Raw genomic sequence first — 19,397 nt, forward strand, 5'->3', positions numbered from 1 at the left:
CTCACGCCAGCCGATCCGCCCGCCCGTCCCGCACGCCGATCAGCGCGAGCGCGCCGAAGTGCGCGTGATGGTACGCGCCGCACCCTGGGAAAGCGAGCAGATCGCCCGCGCGGAGGTCGGCGGGCAGCGGGACGCGTGCGGCGTCTGCGGGGCCGTGGCTCTCCGCACGGGGCCGGGAGAGCAGGCGGGTGGGCACATCGGCCGCGAGAGAATGGCGGTTGACGACACGGACTTCGTCAAGGTCCGCCCCGGTGCAGGAGGGCGGGACCGCCCCGCTGATCGGCAACGGCCCGTCCACATGCGCACAAGGCTCCCCGCTTGTGCCGAAGTTTTTGGCGATGACTCGGACCAGGCGGGTTCCGGCCTGGCCCACGACACCTTGGCCTGGTTCGACGATGAGGCGGGGCAGTGGCTGCGCTGCTCTTTCGACAGCGAGGGCTTGTGCTGTCTCGACGGACACGCCGCCGCCCAGGTTCAGCTGTTGCGCCTCAAGCCCGTGCGCCGAGCGCATGTGCTCGAGGAAGTCGAGCAAAACGGCGAGCGCCTGCTCGTGCGAGCCAGAGCCGACGTGGCAGTGCAAGCCGACCACTCGCAAGTTCTTCTGCCGGTGAGCGCGCAGCCATGCCTCTTCTGCCAAGCTGGACAAGGGGAAGCCGAAGGCTTGTTCGAGCTCTTCGGACAAGCCGACCCGCAAAAGGATCTGTTGGGGCTTCTCGATGCGCGAGGCGAGCCAGGCGAGTTCGTCAAAGGTGTCGACGCTGATCCGTCCGACTCCGGCGGCGAGCGCAGCAGCGAGTTCTTCTCGGGTCTTGACTGCTCCGCCTGCGATGATCCGTGAGGCCGGAAAACCCCCTCGCAAGGCGACGGCGAGCTCGTCGGCGGACCCGACGTCGAGCGAAAGCCCCTCTTCGGCGAGCCAGCTGGCGATCGCCGGGGCGAGCAGGGCCCGGCTGGAATACGCGATCTCCCCGTTGGGAAGCGCGGCCTGGTACGCCGTGGCGTGGGCCCGGACCTCTGCCTCGTCCACGATGTCGCAGGCGGTGCCGAACTGATCCGCCAGGTCTGTCAGCGCGACACCGCCGACGAGAGGTCTGCCTTCCTCGTCGCAATGCAGCGTGGCGGGCCAGAGCCGGTGGTCGAAACGAGGCCGCGCGGCAGCCCGGAGCGAAGGGCAGAGCTCAAGCAAAGTCACGAGGACATTCCTACGCTGTCTCGAGGCGCTTGTGGGCCGTGTTGACGAGATATTGACAGAGTTTTGCCGAAAATTTCCGCCCGAATACGCGCCGACGCCTGTTGAGCAGGGGGAAAGCTTCGTCGGCCCTTCATTCTTCCGCGCCGCTCTTTCGCTCGCCGGTCTTTGCGCGGGCTGCTGCGGCAAAATCGAAGGAGCCCTCCCCGAACGGGGAGGGCTCCTTCGATTGTGCCGTGCTGCTCGGGCAGCGCCGACGCTACTTGTTGGTGAAGGGCAGCAACGCCATCTCGCGCGCGTTCTTGACCGCCGTGGCGACATCGCGCTGTTGGCGCGGGGTCAGGCCGGTCACTCGCCTGGAGCGGATCTTGCCGCGCTCGGAGATGAAGGTGCGCAACAGGTTCGTGTCCTTGTAGTCCACCTGCTCCACGCCTTGCGCTTTCAGCGGATTCTTCTTGGGCTTCCGGATCTCGGCGACACGGAGCTTCTTCACAGGAGGCTTGCGGGCCATGGTGTGCTTACTCGTTTCTTCGTTCGTTATCGGGCAGGTGTGGATTACCAGCTGGACTTGTGGACGCCGGGCAGCTCGCCTCGGTGCGCCAGCTCCCGCATGCGCACACGGGAGAGCCCGAACTTGCGCAGGTAAGCGCGCGGGCGACCGTCGGAGGCGTCGCGGTTGCGCAGCCGGACCGGGCTCGCGTCGCGGGGAAGCTTGCGCAACGCGGCCTGGGCTTCGTCGCGGGCCTCGTCGGTGCTCTGCGGGTTGCGCAGGATCGCTTTGATCTCGGCGCGGCGCTCGGCGTAACGCGCGACGATCTCGGCGCGCTTGTCATTCTTGACGATTTTGGCTCTGCTCGCCATGTGCGCTCAGCGCTCCTCTCGAAACTCGACGTGTTTGCGGGCAACCGGGTCGTACTTCTTGAGCACGATCCGGTCGGGGTCGTTCCGCCGGTTCTTCCGGGTCACGTAGGTGTACCCGGTGCCTGCGGTCGACTTCAGCTTGATGATCGGACGGACCTCGTTCTTCGCCATGGTGTTGTCTCCCTAAATCCTTCGTTCCCGGCCCTAGACCTTGACGCCTTTGGCGCGCAGCTCGGCGACCACGGCCTCGATGCCCTTGCGGTCAATGGTCTTGATCCCTTTGGTGGACACGTTGAGGGTGATCGTCCTGCCCTCGCTGGGCAGGAAGTACCGGCGACGCTGGATGTTGGGGTTCCACCGGCGGTTGGTCCGACGATGGGAGTGCGACACCGCCATACCGAATCCCGGCTGGCGACCAGTGACCTGGCAATGTGCGGACATGTGTCAGTGCTCCTTCAAGTTCAAGCTCGTGTCGACGGGGTGATCGCCGTGGCATATCATTTCGCCTGTTCAGGACATCCCCAACCTCCGGCTGAGGGCATGTCTCAGCTCGGTTTCGTGAATGTGCTTGCAGTACTGTACCCTGTAACGGCAGGCGAGGGCAATTCCGCCGGTTCCGGACCCCTCCCCGGCAGGGTTCACGAACCGCGGAAGGCTCCCGCCAACAGCATGAACGCGCTCTTGACGGCGCGCGACACGCGACAGAACGAAACAAACCGAACGAAGCAAGAAACCCGAGAAGCGAAGAGGATCCGAACAGATGGCTGTCCCCAAGCGGCGCAAGTCGCGCTCCAACACCCGTGCCCGCCGCTCCCAGTGGAAGGCCGCCGCTGTGGACCTGGTGACGGTCCGCGTGGCAGGTCAGGACGTCCGCGTCCCGCGCCGCCTGGTCAAGGCTGTGCACTTGGGGTACGTGGAGGTCTAAACCTCCAGCTCCGCAGCGCGGTCGCTTCCCAAGCCGCCGTCGTTTCTTAACTTTGTCTCAGCTCAGATAGGCACACTGTCGATCATGGACATCCTTGTTGTCGATGACGACCGTGCCGTGCGCGACTCTTTGCGCCGTTCGTTGTTGTTCAACGGTTACGCGGTGCGGACGGCGGAGAACGGCGCCGAGGCTTTGTCACAGGTTTTGGAGTGCCGCCCCGACGCCATGGTGCTCGATGTGATGATGCCGGGCCTTGACGGGCTTGAAGTGTGCCGTCGGCTCCGCAGCGCCGGCGACGACTTGCCGATCCTGGTGCTCACCGCGCGCGACACGGTCTCCGAGCGGGTCGCCGGGCTCGACGCCGGCGCGGACGACTACCTGCCGAAGCCTTTCGCCCTCGAAGAGCTCCTCGCCAGGGTGCGGGCGCTGCTCCGCCGGCGCACTCCCCAAGCGGAGCCCGGCGCTGAGACATTGGCCTTCCTCGACCTCAGCCTGGACCCCGCAACGCGCGACGTGCGCAGGGGAGACCGCGAGATCAGCTTGACCCGGACCGAGTTCGCCCTGCTGGAAATGCTCATGGAGAATCCGAGACGAGTGCTCACGCGCACCCGGCTGCTCGAAGAAGTCTGGGGATACGACTTTCCGACCTCGGGCAACGCGCTTGAGGTGTACATCGGCTACCTCCGCAGGAAAACAGAGGCCGATGGCGAGAACAGGCTCATCCACACCGTTCGAGGCGTTGGCTACGTCTTGCGCGAGACTCCTCCGTAAACCCGCATGACCGCTCCTTGGCGCACGCGCAAGATCACTCTGCGGGCGAGGCTCGCGATCATGTCGGCCTCGTTGGTCGCCGCCGCCGTGGTGGTGCTGACAGTCACCGCGTACCTGGTGGTGAGCCGTGCCCTGTACGACAATGTGGACGAGCAGCTGCGAGCTCGCGAGGCGCTCATGATCGGCTCGGTCGACCAAACTCGCGCGGTCCTGGAATCGGCGGAGGCTCCGATCGTGGGGGATGAGACGTTCAATGTGATGCTTGTCCGCGAGGACGGGCAGGCGTTCGAGTTCGGCCAAGTCCCGTTCGGCTCCACCGAGCGCGAGGTGGCCCATGGGCTGCGGGACGAATCGTTGCGGACGCTGCGGGGACAGCGAGTGCTCGCGCGCAGGCTGCCCCAGGGCGAGACGCTCATTCTGGCTCGCCCGCTCGCCCCTATCGACCAGCTGACCGACCGATTGGCCTGGATCTCGGTGCTGGTCGGGTTGTGCGGCGTGGTCGTCGCAGCCGTGATGGGGCTCGCTGTGGCGGCGACGGGCCTCGCCCCAGTGGGACGGCTCACCGCCGCAGCCGAACGGATCGCGCGGACCAACGACCTCACGCCGATTCCCGTCAGCGGGCACGACGAGCTCGCCAGGCTGACCGAGAGTTTCAATGCCATGCTCCGAGCGCTCGCCGATTCGAGATTCCGGCAAAAGCGCCTGGTCGAAGACGCCGGTCATGAGTTGCGCACGCCGCTCACCTCGCTGCGGACTAATCTGGAGCTGCTCATCGCGGCTTCTCAAGAAGGGGCAGCGCACATGCCGGAGAAGGATATGGCTGACTTGCGGGCCGATGTGCTCGCCCAAATCGAAGAGTTCTCCACCTTGGTGACGGATTTGGTGGACCTGGCGCGAGAGGACGCGCCCGATCCGGCCGACGGCCAGGTGGAATTGAGCGAGGTCGTCGACAATTGCGTTGAGCGTGTCCGCCGCAGGCGGGCAGACGTCGAGTTCGTCGTGGAGCTTTCCCACTGGTTTGTGCGGGGCGATCCGGCGAGCCTGGCCCGCGGCGTGCTCAATGTGCTCGACAACGCTGCGAAATGGAGTCCGCCCGGAGGTCGGGTCCAGGTGAGGTTGGGCGAAGTCTCGCCAGGGCTTGCCGAACTGTCCGTCGCGGACGAGGGCCCTGGCATACCGGAGCAGGACAGGGTGCTCGTGTTCGAGCGCTTCTACAGGGCGACTGCGGCCCGGTCCATGCCTGGTTCCGGGTTGGGGCTCGCGATCGTCAAGCAGGTCATGGTCCGCCACGGCGGGACGGTGTCGGCGGAATCTTCGCCGGGGGGCGGGGCGTTGGTCCGAATGTTCTTCCCCGGCGCCCGAACGACGGTGGTCCCCGACGCTTCGCCAGGTCACGAACAGGTCTAAGAAGATCGCCCCCACGTTGAAACTGCTGGCCAACTTCTCAGGATCTGGCTACTCTTGTTCTTAGCCGACGCTCAGCCTGGGCCTTCATGATTGCAGGCAAAGCCAGTGCAGCAACCGACACGAGACGAGTGAAGATGAGCGAAGACCCGAACGCCGCCGATGTCCGGCCAGGCCAGAACGGGCCGCAGACCCAGGGCGGCCCGCAGGACTTGGACGCGACGGCTCCGCTGCCCCAGCAGGCCTGCGCGCCACAGCACGCCCAGGGCCCGGCGGAGCATTGGATGTGGTCGCGGCAGGGTCAGCCGGGGCCAGCCCCGCAGGATCATGGCCAGCAACAACAGCAGCACATGCCGGGTTTCACCCCATGGCATGCGCCAGCTCCTGGCGCCGAGCCCGCTTCGTTCCACCGCGTTCCGGCCAAAGAACGGGGCGGCTCCGGTCGCGCGTTGGGGTTGACCGCCTTGGTCGCGGTCTTCGCTTCCGGGGTGGGGGCTGTTGGCGGCGCCGGCCTTGTGTACGCGCTCGACCATCGGGCCGCCGCGCACTCCGCGCTGGCCAATGGGGCGGACGGCGGGCCTTTTGGCAGCAAGGGCGTTCCTGCCGCTGTCGACGGTCGTCCCATGTCCGTGGCCGAAGTGGCCGCGTTGGTCCAGCCCGAGGTCGTCCAGATCGAAGTGAACGTGCCCGACGGGCACATCACCGGCTCCGGAGTGATCCTCAGCGCGGACGGCAAAATCCTCACGAACAACCATGTCGTCTCGGAGGCTGCTTCTGGCGGCGCGGTCATGCAGGTGCATCTGCACGATGGCGCCACTTTGCCCGCCTCTGTGGTTGCCACCGACCCGGACACGGACCTGGCGGTCATCCAGGCGAAGGGGAGGACAGATCTTCCGGTCGCAAAGCTCGGCTCCTCGGCCGATCTCACCGTCGGGCAGGACGTGGTGGCCATTGGTTCCCCGATGGGGTTGGAGGGGACCGTGACCCGAGGCATTGTGAGCGCGTTGCGGCGCCCAGTGGCGGCTGGCGGCGAGGATGGCGGCGCGAAAACGAGCGCTCTGGAGGCGATTCAGACGGACGCGTCGATCAATCCCGGCAACTCCGGCGGCGCATTGGTGAACATGCAGGGGCAAGTGGTCGGGATCAACTTCATGATCTACACCCTTGGCAGCGACCGCCAGGGCCAGTCCGGATCGATCGGACTCGGGTTCGCCATTCCGATCGATTTGGCGAAGCATGTCGCCGACCAGCTCATCCAGAACGGCAAGGCGACGCACGCCTCGCTGGGCGTGACTGTGCGCGGAACCGATCCTTCGGCCTCGGTCCGCGGGGTCAGCGTGCTGAGCGTCAACTCCGGCAGCGGGGCAGAGGCGGCTGGGATTTCTGTCGGCTCGGTGATCACGAAGGTCGACGGCCGTCCGATCGACGGCACCGTGGGTTTGGTCGCAGTGGTCCGAGGGCACAGTCCTGGGGAGAAGATCAGAGTCACGTACATCGACGGCGCTTCCGACGGCGCCGAGCGCACTGTGCCGGTCACGCTCGGCATGGCGTGATGCCGCACAGCCCGAAGACCACGGTGTCGGAGCTGTCGGCTACGGTGTCAACCGTGGTGCATGTGTCAAAGGCGATAGGCCGGGCGTTAGTCGTGGTGGTGGACGATCAGGCTGCGGCTGGCCATCCGGGCGATATGCTCGGCGCGTTGGTGAAGGAGCTCTTGGACGAGGGCGGTTTCCATGTCGACGCGATTGTCGTGGTGCCTGCCGACATGGCGAACATCCGCAATGCCCTCAACACGGCGGTGATCGGTGGTGTGGACCTTGTGGTTTCGGTCGGGGGCGTCGGTGTGTCCGACCGGGACGTGACACCGGAGGCCACGCTTGAACTTCTCGATTTGCAGTTGCCGGGCATCGAGCAGGCGCTGCGAGCGTCGGGGCTTTCGGCCGGGTCGGTGGAGGCTGGTATATCCCGCGGCGTCGCTGGGGTGTCGGGGAGCACGCTCGTGGTGAACCTCGCGGGGACTCGGGCCGCCATTCGAGACGGGATGGCCACGTTGATCCCCTTGGCTGCCAATGTGATCCACCAACTTTCCGTGTTGGAAGATTGAACTCTTGGTGAATATTTGCATTCATACGAGGGAACTCGTGATTGTTACACGGATTCCTTCTTTATTTCTAAAATGTTAACCACCCGCAAAACGCTTCTTTTTGTGACTTGGAACTATGCATTGGGACACTCTGATTTTTTGGAGTGCTTCAAATTACCCTAAATGGCCCTGTTGCGCTTTACGATGCTTGGCGAGGTGTGCGACGATTTGTGGGCTAGATCGACGATGCTCTAGCGCGGGCGAACCTCGGTCGACCGAGGTTCGCCTTGTTCCTGTCACATGTGCGGCCAGCCCTCGTGGCTGCGACGTGAGCGGCATGCGCGGCCTCTCCGCTTTGCTCCTGAGAAAAAATCTTTGGAGCAAGTCGCGACATACGGATCACGGTTTGATAACGTACTGGCATGGGCTGGAATAAAGCCGACACGAGGAGCGCGGCCAAGCGCCAAACCAACAGGAGGCCGAACTGTCCACCCACCAGTCCCACTCGAGGAGAATCAGGTCTATGAAAGCTCTCGGACGCGTCCGTCGGCACGCGGCGATGTTCGCGGCAGGTGTTCTCGCCCTCGGCTGGGGAGCCTTCGACGCGAAGCTTGCCCACGCGGACGTCTGGTACGACCTGGACGACGCGGAACGCAGTGTCACGAACGACGAGGGCACCTATGTCGATTTGAAGCTGTACGACAACCATGTGCTGGTGTCCCAGGACGAGTCGGCCAACGGTGCGGGCCGCACTGCGTGGGTCAGCGGGACGATCTACGCGAAAATCCAAGGGCCCGCGGTGGACGGGAAGAGCCCCTTGGAGCTCACGAACAACTACAACCAGTACGGCATCATCGTCCGGAGCGGCTACGACATCGGCTGCCAAGTGGACGTCACCGGCCTCAGCGCGGGCCTTGGCTTCGGCGCGCACCTCGGCACCCTCAGCCTGGGCCTCGGCGGCGACCTCAATATCCCGCTGACTCCTGGCCAGGTGCAACGCGTCGAAGTCGCCTACCGGGACACCTTGGGGGCGGGGGAGTACTACCTGCAGTACCAGGACCTGCGCCTTTCGATCCAGCTTTGTGGCGGCTACGCCCAAGCGCGCCCGTACGCGATCGTGCAGGTGCCGAGCAACTTCTACGTGTTGAACACTGTGTACGGCACCCCGTTCAACATGGGCTGATCCCTGCAAACCAACCACTTGACGAGAACACTGACGTAAAACGAAGGAGACTTTCACTATGGGAAGCGGAAAACAGGCCCGAAGGGCGCGTCGGTTCTTGACCGGTCTGGCCGCAGGGGGGGCGCTCTGGGGCGTCATGTGCTCGTCCTCCGGCGCCGCCCTCGCGGACACCACGGTGACCTTGCCGGACGACTCGATCACGCAGACTCTTCCCGACGGGACTGTGGTCACGGTGTCTGTGCGCGACCAGTACGCGACCATCGCGCCCGCGATGGTCGCGGTGCAGACATCGAGAAACATTTGGGCGAACGGCACGGTTCGTGTCGACGTCGAAGGGAGCATCGACGAAGGCCGTATCACCCCGGGCTATGTCGTTGGCTGCCAGTTCACCTTCGGGGCCAGCGCGGGCGGCTCGTTCAACTCGGGGCACAGCAGTCCGGGCCTGGGCATAGGCGTGACCGCGCTCAACGCCGCTATCGGCACTGGTCTTGCCGCGACAGACCCGCTGGGCGCGGCCACCGCGTTGGGCGGGGCGGGGCTGACCGCCGCGTCCCAGTACGTGCCTCAGGGCAATATCGGGTTCTCGATCGGGCCCGGCCAGGCGGTCGAGGTCCCTATGCTCCGCATCGAGGAGCCGGACGACTACGGCAACCAGACCTTCGACAACTACTTCGCGTTCGCGGGCAACCACGGCGGCATCAGCTACACGGACGTGACGTTCAAGGTCGACGACTGCGCGGGCTACGCGCAGGCCCGCCCGTACAGCCGTGTCCGCATCAAGAACGCGAAGACCATGGCGTGGGTGACCATATGGGGCCCGCCGTTCTCCATCGGCTGACTCGGGACCGTCCGCAAACCTCAAGGGCGCCCCGCCGCAAAGCGGCGGGGCGCCCTTGAGGTTTGCTTCTGATTCACGGGAGTTTTGGCGGCGCGGACGCGCCCGGCGTGGCCTGCGCGGCGAGCAGGTTGCGGATCTCCTCCAACAGATCGCGCTCCGAAGCGGGCTCGTCCGGCTCCTCCAAGCCTTTTTTGGCTTTGCGCCGCTCGTTGAAGTGGTTGATCGGCAGCACCACGAAGAAATAGATCACCGAAGCCACCAAAACGAAGTTGATCGTTGCGGAGATCACCGCGCCGAGGTCCACAAAGGTGGCTGGGTTGTCTTTGAGGATGCGGAACCCGAGCCCTTCCACGCTCCTCTCCCCGCCGAGCGCGGCGATGAGCGGCTGAATGACTTTCGCGGTGATCGAGGTGACGATGGCGGTGAAGGCTGCGCCGACCACCACTGCGACGGCGAGATCGACGACATTGCCCCGCAAGAGAAATTTCTTGAAGCCGCTCAGCACAGCCATGGATGAGGTCCTTTCCGATGACATGAGGATCGCGCCGAGCCTTGCTGTCTCGGCTTCTTTCACGCTACCAGGAGAAAGAGCTGCGAAGAGGCGTGCTTGCCGCGATATGGCCGCGTCAGCGGGAAATGACCGTGACCGCCTGTATCAATGTGACGGCCGCGACTTTCTGCGCTGCGGTGTTGTCCATGGCGAGCAGGGCGACACGCCCCTGTGCTGCGGAGGAGCGTTCAGGCTCGGAGACGAGCAGCACCACAGCGGCTTGGGCGAGCACCTCAGGAGGTCTGATCCCGGTCTGTTTGGTCGCGGCGTCCTCTGTTGCGCCAGGTTGATGTTGGGGCACAGTGACGACGTCCACGACGTCCCCTGGACGCAGCATGTCCGCGAGGGTTTGGTCGGGGAGGCGGACCGAGACCGCTCGCGCGTCAGGGATCGCGGTGGCGAGCCCGGCGAGCCTCGGCGTGATGATCCGGACGTCGGTCAACGCCTCGCCGGAGCGCACGGGTCCCGCGACCGTCCGTCCGAGCAATTGCCGAGGGTCGGCCACCGCCCCCGCGGGGACGTCGCCGGGCGAGAGGCTGCGGACTGCGAGGTCTGCCGGGCCGAGGGCGACCCCGGGCCTGAGGTCATGCGCCGCGACGACTGCCGCAGCCTGCCCTGGGCGCGCGTGGGCCCGAATGGCGAGACCGCCTGCCAGCAAGAGCAACAGCCCCGCCGCCACACGTCGGGCTGCGACGAGGCGCCACCAGCTCAATCGCCTGTGCCAAGCGGCGTATGTGGAGAATCGCGTCGAAAAGCTCATGCCGCAAACGTAGAGAACCGCGAGCGGAGCGCCGGGCGTTTGACGCGAATTGTGGACAACAGATCCGTGCTGTCCACAGGGGTGGCGTCAGCTCGCGGCAGCGGACGCGGCCGCAGTCGAACTCGTGCTGCTCGGCGCTGCGGAGTTCGAGCTGGAAGAGGCCCCTGAGCTCGAGGAGCCGCCCGAGGTTTCGCTCGACGTCGTGCTGGGGCTCTTGGAACCAGAGCCGTTCGATCCGCGCGCGTCGGTGCGGTAAAAGCCGCTGCCCTTGAAAACCACGCCGACCGAGTCGAAGACCTTGCGCAGCCGTCCCTGGCATTGCCCGCACACGGTCAGCGACGCGTCGGAGAAGGACTGGACGATGTCGAAGCGGTTATCGCACTGGGTGCAAGCGTACGAATAAGTCGGCATAGCACGGATTTTAGCAGTCAAAAACCCGGAGTGCCAAGGGTTGGCGCCCAGAGCTAGTCAAGGTTGTGCCCAGGCTCGTCGAGCGTCGCGAGCTTGGTCCGCACGACCTTGCCCGAGGGATTGCGCGGCAGTTCCGGGAGCACGGCGAACTGCTTGGGGATTTTGTACCGCTCCACATGCTCGCGGAGGAAGGCTTTCAACGCCTCCGGGTCGATCTGCCCCTCCCGCCCGCGAAGCACCAGAAACGCGCGAAGCGCCTGCCCGAACTGCTCGTCCGGCACGCCGATCACAGCCGCGTCGACCACATCCGGGTGCGCGAGCAGGGCGTCTTCGACTTCGCCGGGGAAAATGTTCTCCCCGCCGGAGACGATCATGTCGTCCTCCCTGCCGTCCACGTACAACAAACCCGCTTCGTCCACATGCCCGAGGTCCCCGGTGCTGACGTACCCGTCCACCGACTCTTTGTCTTGCACGTCCGCGTCGGGGGTGTAGCCCGCGTACGCCATGGTGCCTTTCACGAAGATCGTCCCCGGCTCCCCGACGGCGGCTTGGGTGCGATCCGGCCGCAGAATCTTGACTCTCGCCCCGATCACTGGCGGGCCCACGGTCCCCGGCTCCTGGAGCAGGTCTGTTTTTCCGGCGATGGAGATGACGCCGACTTCCGTGCTGCCGTACCCATTGACCACGACCGGGCCGAATTCGGCGATGAAATCCCGTGTCGTCGAAGCCGGCAGGGGGGCTGCTCCGGACAGCACGAGCTGCAACGACGATGTGTCGCGCGCGCGCTCGGCCGCTCTCGCGGCCTCGACCAGGCGGCCGATCATCGTCGGCACGGTCATGACGACCTCGATCCGACGCTCCTCGATGTCCTGGTAGAGCTGATCGGCGGTGTAGCGGCGATGGACGACCATCGTGTCGCCGAGGGCCAACACGCCCAGGCCCGAGGCAAAGCCCAGCCCGTGGAACAACGGGCTCGTCACCGCGGCCACTTGCCCCGCCCTCAGGCGCAGGATCTCGATGGCCGAAGCCACAGTGAACAGTCCGGGTATCGGATCCACGGCCCTCGGCACCCCCTTGGGGGTACCGGTGGTGCCCGAGGTCAACAAGGTTATCCCCACCTGGCCCGTCGCGGGTTTGCGTCTGCTCGGCGCGCCTGGGCCGCGGGCGGCCGCGGCGGTGTCTCCTGGGACCGCGCGCGGGCATGGATGCGCGATCGCGTCCAGCACCTCGTCGAACTCCTCGTCGTGCAGCAGCAGGCCGACGTTGTGCCGGGCGAGGAGGGGGCCGAGTTGTTTCGCGGTGAGGTCGTAGTTGATGAGCACGACCTCTCTCCCGAGCAGGCAGCTCGCGATCAAGGAGATGACGAAGCCGCGTCCGTTCCGGCACAGCACGCCGACGCAGCCCGCCTTGTGCTCGCGCAGTCCAGGACGCGTTTGGCGCACGCTCTCCGCCAGCCTCGTCCCGCGTTCGACGAGTTCGCGGTAGCTGATCTCGCCCTCGTCGTCCACGATGGCGATCCGGTCGGGCCAGCGTGCGGCGGCGGCGGCGATCAGGAAGCCCGCGGTGGGGCCGAACGTCCACAAAGCGCGGGCGAGCCGGGCCGCCGCGCGCGGGCCAGGCGGGCGAAGCATTCCCGAGCGCGCGATCGCCGCGGCGGCGCCGAGGAGGCGTTTGATCTCAGATCGCCGAGTCACTGCCATGACGGTACCCTTCCTGTTCTGTGACACAGGCTAGAGCAAAGTGTGTGTCGTTCACGGTCCAGGGGCGGCTGGTTCGGCGAACACCTGCCGGGGCCGCCACAGCCGCACGAACGCAGTCCAAACCCCGGCCAAGAACAGCAGGAAACACAGGATCGCGACCCACTCCCAGGGGGAGAAGGCGTCGACCGCCGCGGTCAGCCAGCCCTGGACGGCGAGCGCGCCAGCGATGATCTGACTGCCCTGATCGCCGTCCTCTCGGAGCAGCCGGTACTCGTACAAGCCGTAGTAGGCGATGTAGAGCCCGGTCAGCATCACCAGGACGGCGCTGACTTTGCTGATATGCGGCAATAGTTTGCGCAACCCGGTGGCGATCACGTTGTGGGCCAGAGCCGCGGACACGGCCAGCGAGCCCACCACTGCGGTCATGCCGCCCGCGTACGCAAGGCAGGAGAGCAGGCCCAAATTGCTCGCCCCGGCCTGGAACGTCAAACTGATCACCGTGACGAATGAGCCAAAACCGCAGGACAGCGATGACACCGCGTAGGCGAGGCCATAGCCGAACATGGAACTGAGCCGGGTCGTCGGCGTCCCGCGGGACCAACGCGGCAAGCGGATCATCGCGTCCCCGCCGCGCAGCAGGCGCACCATGAACCACAGCCCGAGCAGCACCATTGCAGCGCCGATCAGCGCGGTCGCGACGGGGAGCGACCGTTGCATCTCCCAAGCGATGGAGTCAGAGGCGAAACCGAAGCACCCGAAGACGACCACGAAGCCCAACGACATGGCCGCAGTCGCCGCCAGCGCCCGCACTGCCGAAAACAAGGATTGCCTGCCCGCTTGCGTCGTGTCGTCGCCGAGGACGACGAGGGAGAGATACGCGGGGAGCATCGCGAACCCACAAGGGTTGAGCGCGCCGACCAGGCCCTGCAGGAAGGCGTAGTAGAGAATCTCCGTGTGGGTCAGCTGCATCGAACTGCTCGTCCCGCTCCCGGCCTCAGCCCGGTCTCCCCCGAGTTGATGGGCGCGCCCATGCGGTGAGATCTGTCGCGCGCCTTGTCGTCCAGAGTCGTCGTTGAGCTCATGCCGACAAGCTTAAGGGACCACGGGGCGTGTTTGGCCCCCCGGAAACCGCGTCCGGACAACACGGTCCCAAAATTTCCCCAGCCACCCTCGACAAGCCCGGCAAGACGTGGCTGGTCCGCGGCTCAGACATCGGCCCGGTAGGCGGTGAAACGAGGAAGCAGGGCTGCTGCGATGGCGATCCCCACGACCACGAGCCCCCCGCCGAGAACAGTGGTGCTGGTCGGGCCGAGGATGGTTGCGCCATACCCGTGCAACAAGTCGGCAAGGCGGGGGCCGCCGGCGACGACCAGGAAGAACACGCCTTGCATTCGGCCGCGCAATTCGTCGGGGGCGGCCGACTGGAGCATTGTGGAGCGGAACACGCTGGAGAACGTGTCGGCGAGCCCGGCGAAGGCCATGCAGGTCAGCGCGGCCCAGAAGCCAGAGGCTCCCCACGCGGCGAGCGCTCCGCCGAACCCGACCACCCCGACGCCCCAGGCCGCGACGGCCAGGACAACGGCGAGCCCTTGTCGGCCCACTCGGGGCACCCAGCCGGAGAAGAGCCCGCCGAGGAACGCCCCGACTGGCACAGCGGCATAGAGCAGGCCGAGATGGGAGCCTCCGGTGACCGGGTCGCCGAGGACCGTATGGGCTATTTCCGGGAACAGCGCCCTCGGCATCCCGAAAACCATGGCGATGAGGTCGGCGACAAACGTGGCGAGGAGGATCTGGTCGGCCCGCAGATGCGCGAACCCTTTGAGCAGAGCCTTCAGCGCGTCCTTTGCTCTCGTTCCCGCGTTGGCCCCTGTTCCTGCGCTGCCGGGCCGCGCTTCCGTTTGAGCTGCTGGCAGACCGTTCGCCGTGCTGTTGCGTTGGGTTGGGCGCGAGGCCGGCAGCCGGATCGCCGCGCTGATCGTGGCGCACATGGTCACAGCGTCGATCAGGTAGAGCCGCGCGAGGCCGACCCCAGGGACTCCCAGCAGCACCCCACCGAGCATCGGGCCGACGAACGTGGTCAACCCAATGACCGTGAAGTGCAGGGCGTTCGCGGCGGCCAGTTGCCCGGAGGGGAGCAAGAGCGGGATGATCGCGCCCCGAGCCGGGTTGTTCACCGAGAAAAAAGCTTGTTGCAGGGCGAAGAGCGCGAGGATGATCCAGATCTGCGCCGAACCGCGCGCCAAAGGAAAGGCCGCCTGGACCCAGAGGAGGACGGAGCTCACGGCGAGCCCCGAGCTTGTGACGACCAGAATGCGCCTGCGGTCGTAGAGGTCGGCCAAGACCCCGCCGAGCGGGGCGAGGACCAGCATCGGCACGAGCGCGAACAAACCGGCCAGCCCGACATAGGCGGAACTGTGGGTGAGCTGGTACAGCTGCACCGGCACCGCGACGACGGTGAACTGCGCGCCGAGTTGGGACACTGCTCCTGCGAGCCATAGACGGCGGAAAGCCGGTGTTTTCAGCGGCGTGGTGTCAGCCAGGAATTTCGACATGAGGAGTTCAGCATACGGCTCCGGGGGCATGTCCTGCCCTGTGCGCGAGTGCGATGGGGGAAGCCTCGTTATTCTGACCGTATGCGTCGGTTGCTCGTGCCTCAACAGAATCTGGTGAAATGGTGCGGACTCGCGCTCGCGGCCGCCATGGCGGCCGCGAGCCTTTTCGCGATCCGCAGCGCCGCGGAACCGGAGCCCCCCGCCGCGCAGTCCCCGGCGCCTGCCGCCGTGTTGGAGGAAGTGCTGCAGATCGGCGACCCCGATGCGCTGCAGCCGATCGATCTCTACCTGGATTTCCTCGACCCGAACAGCGCGACATTGATCCAGCTCCTCGGCGAAGAGATGCGCAAGCAGATCGAAGACCGAAAACTTGTGGTGAACTTGCGGCTGGTCGGCTATCTCGACCCGTATTCCGCCTCCGCCTCCTATTCCAGCCGAGCGCTCATCGCGATGTACCTGGTGACCGGAGAGACGCAGACGGCGGATACCGCGTGGAAATTCCTGCGCAGGCTTTTCGACGCGGACATCCAGCCGCGCCAAGGCGCGCTCAAGGACCTCTCCGACTCGGAGCTCGCGGACATCGCCCGCCAAATCGGGGCTCCGGAGTCCGCCGCGGACTTCATCGCAACCGGCCAGGACCGGGCGAATGTCGACTCCCATCAGATCCATTTGCGCAATATGGCGCGCATGTCCGGGCTCGGCGGCAGAGGAACGCCGTTCGCGACGTACCGGGGCCGCCCGTTCCTGTTGGACCCCGACGGGGCGTGGCTGAACGCGTTGGTGTCGCCGAGTTCGGCGACGCCAACGACGGACGCGCAGGAACCGCCCGGCGGCGCCACCGGCGTGAACGTGCCGCACCAAGAGGTGACCCCTGGCGCGCCGATCACTCGGCCGTCGGTCACGTTGCCCCCCGCGGCCCCTGCGCCCGGGGACGGGGCGGCGCCCGCGCCGGACGCGGACCCTGCGCCCCAGGACGGAACCGGGCCTGCTCCGGAGGACAATCCGGTTTCTGAAGAGGCTCCTGCCCCTGCTGCTGGGCCGGGCGAGTGATCGCGGCTGCCCTCGTCGCACTTGTCGTCGCGGCGCTGCTCGTCCTGCCCGGAGCTGGGCTTGCGAAAGCTGTCGGCATGCCTGGTCCTGCTGCTCTCGCCGTCGGCCCCGCTGTGACGCTCGGGGTCGTCGGGATCACGACTTTGTGGTTGGGCTTCACTCCGTTCCGTTGGAGCCTCGGGGTCGCTTTCGCGGTGTTCTTCGTGCTCTGGGCGCTCGCCGCGTATCGCTCTCGCGTGTGGCCGCCGATATCGTCGCAGCGGCCCGTGTCCGCAGGCTCCGCTGCCACAATGGGGGCCGGGGTGCTGATCGGAGCGGGGATCTTCAGCGTCACCTGCCTGCGGTGGGTCCAGTTGCACGCCTCACGGCGGTTCGACAACATCAGCCAGGTGTGGGACGCGTTGTGGCACGTCAATCTGATCCGGTTCATCGCGGAGACCGGGATCGCGTCCCCGATCCGCACCGGAGAGCTCATCAACTCGGACAACCACGCCGCGCATTTCTACCCGAACGCATGGCACGCGCTGGTCGCCCTCGCCGAACCGCTGACCAGCGGTCTCGGGCTTCAGACCGGATATCCCCAGCTCTACAACATCGCGTCGGTCATCACTCCTGCCATCGTTTTCCCCATCAGCGCTGCGGCGCTCGCCTGGGTGCTTGCGAGGAAGAAGCTGGGGGAGCGGTGGACCGCGTGCGGCGCGGCCGCCGCTGCGGCCGCCTCAGCCCTGTTCCCCTCGCTGTACGAGGAAGAAGCCTTCGGCTCCGTGCCTTCGGCGATGGCCATCGCCCTGGCCCCTGTCGTCGCCGCGCTCGCGATGTCCAGCGTTCGCGACCAGAGCCCCGGCCGTCTGATGATTGCCGTGCTCGCGTTCGCCGGGGTGACTGCCGCGCATCCCTCTGCGGCTGTCGTCGTGGCGGTCCTGCTGGTCTTTTGGTGGGCGACTCGGCTCGTGTGGTTCCCCGCCGCGTCGAGGCTGCGAGATTTCGCGATCCTCGCGGCCATCCCTGTCGGGACCGCGATATTGCTCGCGCCGATGGCCCTCGGCCTGAAGTCGGCTTCGAGCGAGACCGAGGCGTTCCCCTTTTATTGGTACGACCTCGGCCTCACCCACGCCCAGGCGGCGCTGCGCACGGCGGGCCTTCTCTCCAGGACGGTGGACGAGGGCGTCCCGTTCGAGCATCGGGCTCGTCTGGTGCTGCCGCTGCTCCTCGTCGCCGCTGTCGGCCTTGTCGCGACGCTGCTGCTGCGGCAATGGTGGGCTCCTTTGGTCTGGGCGCTTTTCGTGGTGGTTGCCACGAACGACCTCGTCCCGTTCGGGCACGGGGCGTGCAACCCGTACCCGCAATGCGGGCCGTTGCCGCTGCGCCCGGATGGAAGGCCTTCCGCAGCGTGGCCGTCGTTCACATTGCCGTGGTTTCTGGACAAAGCCAGCGGCAGCTTCTACCACGACCCGCACCGTCTCGCCGAAGTGCTGACCCTGCTCTCGGCGGGATTTTTCGGGGTGGGGGTCGGCGCGGCGTTGTTCTTGGCGGATCGTCTGCTGCGCCCGGCGCCTCTTGTGCGGCCCTGGGCGGCGCCGGCGGCGTTCGCGCTGCTGGTCCTCGCCATCTTGGTCGCCGCGGACCGCGTGCGCGGTGAGCGCGGGGCGCTCGCTTCGAACAGCAGAGACGACCGCCTCGTCGGTTTGGAGGACCTCACGGCGTACCACTGGCTCGCCGCGCAGCCCGGCGCGAAGGACACAGTGATCCTCAACCAGCTGGAGCAGGGCACTGGGTGGATGTACGCGGAAACAGGCCTGAAACCGATGTTCGCGCACTACCGAAGCCCGAATTTCAGCAACGACCAGGCGTGCGTCTATTGGTTCGCCGCCTCCGCGGGCCGGGATTGGCGCGTTGCGGACGCGTTGCGCCGCCTGCGCGTCCGGTACATCTTCGAGAGCCCGCCGAATTATTGGCCGGACCATGTCGATCCTTTCACGCACCTCATCGGGGCGCCCGGCGTCCTGCCGGTCTACCACGACGGCCCAGTGACCATCTACGAGCTCAAAGAGCTGGCCACAAGCCGAGAGCAGGAGGACCCGGTCGTGAGCGCCGACACCAATCACTTCTGCCGAGGCTGATCGCCGCGCGCTCCTCGCTCAGCCGGCTTTGCTAAGGTGCCGGGCATGCGCGCATTGGTGACTGGTGGAGCAGGGTTCATCGGGTCCACGCTGGTGGACCGTCTCTTGGCGGACGGGCATGAGGTCGCAGTCCTTGACGACCTCAGCTCCGGCCGGGCTGAAAACCTCGCCCAAGCGCAGAGAAACGACAGATTCCAGCGCCTCTGGACAGTGGATGTGAACTCGCCTCAGGTCGCGGACGTGCTCATGGACTCGAAGCCAGAGGTGGTCTTCCATCTCGCCGCGCAGATCGACGTCCGCAAGTCGGTGGCTGACCCCGCCAACGACGCGCAGGTCAATGTGCTCGGCACGGTGAACGTGGCGCTCGCGGCCGTCGCGGCGGGCGCGCGCAAGATCGTCTTCACCTCTTCCGGCGGCTCTGTCTACGGCGACCCGACGAGTTTCCCGGTGCACGAGCAAACCCCGGTTGCGCCGCTTTCCCCGTACGCCGCCAGCAAAGTGTGCGGCGAAATATATTTGAACATGTTCCGCAGGCTCCACGGCTTGGACTGCTCGCATCTCGCCCTCGCCAACGTGTACGGCCCCAGGCAGAACCCGCACGGCGAAGCCGGCGTCGTCGCGATCTTCGCCGGGGCGTTGTTGGCGGGGAAGCCGACGAAAGTCTTCGGCGCGGGCTCCAACACCAGGGACTACGTGTATGTGGACGACGTTGTCGATGCTTTTATCCGGGCGGCGGGCGCAGCAGGCGGGGGAGAGCGCTTCAATATCGGCACCGGTGTGGAAACCTCCGACCTGCAGCTGCACGCGCTGGTGGCGCAGGCAGCCGGCGTCGCGGACGCGCCGGAGTTCGCGCCCGCCCGGCTGGGGGATCTGGCCCGGTCCTGCCTCGACCCCGCGAAGGCCGCGCAGGTCCTCGGGTGGGAGCCCACCGTGGACGTCGCCGAGGGGGTCCGCCGCACGGTGGAGTATTTCCGGGGCTGAACAGCCAATCGTGGCAAGC

Annotated in this window: 21 protein-coding genes; 10 read left to right on the top strand and 11 right to left on the bottom strand. The window is 66.4% G+C overall.

What is annotated here, in order from left to right; translation table 11 throughout:
• Position 1: 1 nt before the first annotated feature.
• The 5 genes from SROT_RS06280 to rpmB all read right to left on the bottom strand — a co-directional run bounded on the left by SROT_RS06280 (position 2) and on the right by rpmB (position 2,491).
• The gene (locus tag SROT_RS06280) at positions 2-1,192 is read right to left on the bottom strand and encodes a diaminopimelate decarboxylase family protein (protein WP_013138182.1); all 1,191 of its coding nucleotides are present in this window, start codon (positions 1,190-1,192) and stop codon (positions 2-4) included.
• A 256-nt stretch (positions 1,193-1,448) separates the two neighbouring features.
• A complete protein-coding gene (gene rpsR / locus SROT_RS06285; RefSeq protein ID WP_013138183.1) occupies positions 1,449-1,700 on the bottom strand; it encodes a 30S ribosomal protein S18 in 252 nt (83 codons plus the stop codon).
• Between the two features lie 44 nt (positions 1,701-1,744).
• Positions 1,745-2,050 carry a 30S ribosomal protein S14 gene (rpsN, locus tag SROT_RS06290; RefSeq protein WP_013138184.1) on the bottom strand — a complete coding sequence of 102 codons (306 nt, stop codon included), beginning with the start codon at positions 2,048-2,050 and terminating at the stop codon, positions 1,745-1,747.
• 6 nt (positions 2,051-2,056) lie between these two features.
• The gene (gene rpmG / locus SROT_RS06295; RefSeq protein WP_007468344.1) at positions 2,057-2,221 is read right to left on the bottom strand and encodes a 50S ribosomal protein L33; all 165 of its coding nucleotides are present in this window, start codon (positions 2,219-2,221) and stop codon (positions 2,057-2,059) included.
• Between the two features lie 33 nt (positions 2,222-2,254).
• Positions 2,255-2,491, bottom strand: a complete 237-nt coding sequence (gene rpmB / locus SROT_RS06300; RefSeq protein WP_013138185.1) for a 50S ribosomal protein L28 — start codon at positions 2,489-2,491, stop codon at positions 2,255-2,257.
• Positions 2,492-2,810: 319 nt separating this feature from the next.
• Between rpmB and rpmF the strand changes: the two genes are divergently transcribed.
• The 7 genes from rpmF to SROT_RS06335 all read left to right on the top strand — a co-directional run bounded on the left by rpmF (position 2,811) and on the right by SROT_RS06335 (position 9,254).
• Positions 2,811-2,975, top strand: coding sequence for a 50S ribosomal protein L32 (gene rpmF / locus SROT_RS06305; RefSeq protein ID WP_007468350.1), 165 nt, complete (start codon positions 2,811-2,813; stop codon positions 2,973-2,975).
• Positions 2,976-3,059: 84 nt separating this feature from the next.
• Positions 3,060-3,746, top strand: a complete 687-nt coding sequence (locus SROT_RS06310) for a response regulator transcription factor (protein ID WP_013138186.1) — start codon at positions 3,060-3,062, stop codon at positions 3,744-3,746.
• 6 nt (positions 3,747-3,752) lie between these two features.
• A complete protein-coding gene (locus SROT_RS06315; protein WP_041407000.1) occupies positions 3,753-5,153 on the top strand; it encodes a sensor histidine kinase in 1,401 nt (466 codons plus the stop codon).
• 134 nt (positions 5,154-5,287) lie between these two features.
• The gene (locus tag SROT_RS06320; RefSeq protein ID WP_013138188.1) at positions 5,288-6,703 is read left to right on the top strand and encodes a S1C family serine protease; all 1,416 of its coding nucleotides are present in this window, start codon (positions 5,288-5,290) and stop codon (positions 6,701-6,703) included.
• On the top strand, positions 6,703-7,254 hold the full coding sequence (locus tag SROT_RS06325; protein WP_013138189.1) for a MogA/MoaB family molybdenum cofactor biosynthesis protein: 552 nt from the start codon (positions 6,703-6,705) through the stop codon (positions 7,252-7,254). Before SROT_RS06320 ends, SROT_RS06325 begins: the two co-directional genes overlap by 1 nt.
• A gap of 502 nt (positions 7,255-7,756) precedes the next feature.
• The gene (locus SROT_RS06330) at positions 7,757-8,416 is read left to right on the top strand and encodes an MspA family porin (RefSeq protein ID WP_013138190.1); all 660 of its coding nucleotides are present in this window, start codon (positions 7,757-7,759) and stop codon (positions 8,414-8,416) included.
• Positions 8,417-8,474: 58 nt separating this feature from the next.
• Positions 8,475-9,254 (top strand): MspA family porin, encoded by a 780-nt coding sequence (locus SROT_RS06335; protein WP_013138191.1) that lies wholly within the window; start codon positions 8,475-8,477, stop codon positions 9,252-9,254.
• A 73-nt stretch (positions 9,255-9,327) separates the two neighbouring features.
• On the opposite strand, the gene mscL is transcribed toward SROT_RS06335, so the two are convergent.
• The 6 genes from mscL to SROT_RS06360 form a co-directional block, all read right to left on the bottom strand.
• Positions 9,328-9,759, bottom strand: a complete 432-nt coding sequence (mscL, locus tag SROT_RS06340) for a large conductance mechanosensitive channel protein MscL (RefSeq protein WP_041407744.1) — start codon at positions 9,757-9,759, stop codon at positions 9,328-9,330.
• A gap of 121 nt (positions 9,760-9,880) precedes the next feature.
• Positions 9,881-10,564 (bottom strand): SAF domain-containing protein, encoded by a 684-nt coding sequence (locus tag SROT_RS06345; protein ID WP_013138193.1) that lies wholly within the window; start codon positions 10,562-10,564, stop codon positions 9,881-9,883.
• 87 nt (positions 10,565-10,651) lie between these two features.
• On the bottom strand, positions 10,652-10,975 hold the full coding sequence (locus SROT_RS16000) for an FmdB family zinc ribbon protein (RefSeq protein ID WP_013138194.1): 324 nt from the start codon (positions 10,973-10,975) through the stop codon (positions 10,652-10,654).
• A 53-nt stretch (positions 10,976-11,028) separates the two neighbouring features.
• Positions 11,029-12,675 carry an AMP-binding protein gene (locus SROT_RS06350; RefSeq protein WP_013138195.1) on the bottom strand — a complete coding sequence of 549 codons (1,647 nt, stop codon included), beginning with the start codon at positions 12,673-12,675 and terminating at the stop codon, positions 11,029-11,031.
• Between the two features lie 51 nt (positions 12,676-12,726).
• On the bottom strand, positions 12,727-13,644 hold the full coding sequence (locus SROT_RS06355) for a cytochrome c biogenesis CcdA family protein (RefSeq protein ID WP_013138196.1): 918 nt from the start codon (positions 13,642-13,644) through the stop codon (positions 12,727-12,729).
• A 236-nt stretch (positions 13,645-13,880) separates the two neighbouring features.
• Positions 13,881-15,227, bottom strand: a complete 1,347-nt coding sequence (locus SROT_RS06360) for an MFS transporter (RefSeq protein ID WP_041407004.1) — start codon at positions 15,225-15,227, stop codon at positions 13,881-13,883.
• 81 nt (positions 15,228-15,308) lie between these two features.
• On the opposite strand from SROT_RS06360, the gene SROT_RS15585 reads away from it, so the two are divergent.
• From SROT_RS15585 to SROT_RS06375, 3 genes are read left to right on the top strand one after another with little or no spacing between them, the layout of a single operon-like run.
• The gene (locus SROT_RS15585; RefSeq protein WP_013138198.1) at positions 15,309-16,277 is read left to right on the top strand and encodes a hypothetical protein; all 969 of its coding nucleotides are present in this window, start codon (positions 15,309-15,311) and stop codon (positions 16,275-16,277) included.
• Positions 16,274-18,397 (top strand): DUF6541 family protein, encoded by a 2,124-nt coding sequence (locus SROT_RS06370; protein WP_013138199.1) that lies wholly within the window; start codon positions 16,274-16,276, stop codon positions 18,395-18,397. The genes SROT_RS15585 and SROT_RS06370 overlap by 4 nt, the downstream gene beginning before the upstream one ends.
• A 45-nt stretch (positions 18,398-18,442) precedes the next feature.
• Positions 18,443-19,378 carry an NAD-dependent epimerase/dehydratase family protein gene (locus SROT_RS06375; RefSeq protein WP_013138200.1) on the top strand — a complete coding sequence of 312 codons (936 nt, stop codon included), beginning with the start codon at positions 18,443-18,445 and terminating at the stop codon, positions 19,376-19,378.
• The last annotated feature ends 19 nt before the right edge of the window (positions 19,379-19,397 follow it).

Source organism: Segniliparus rotundus DSM 44985 (genome assembly GCF_000092825.1).
In the GTDB taxonomy this organism is placed as follows: Bacteria; Actinomycetota; Actinomycetes; order Mycobacteriales; family Mycobacteriaceae; genus Segniliparus; species Segniliparus rotundus.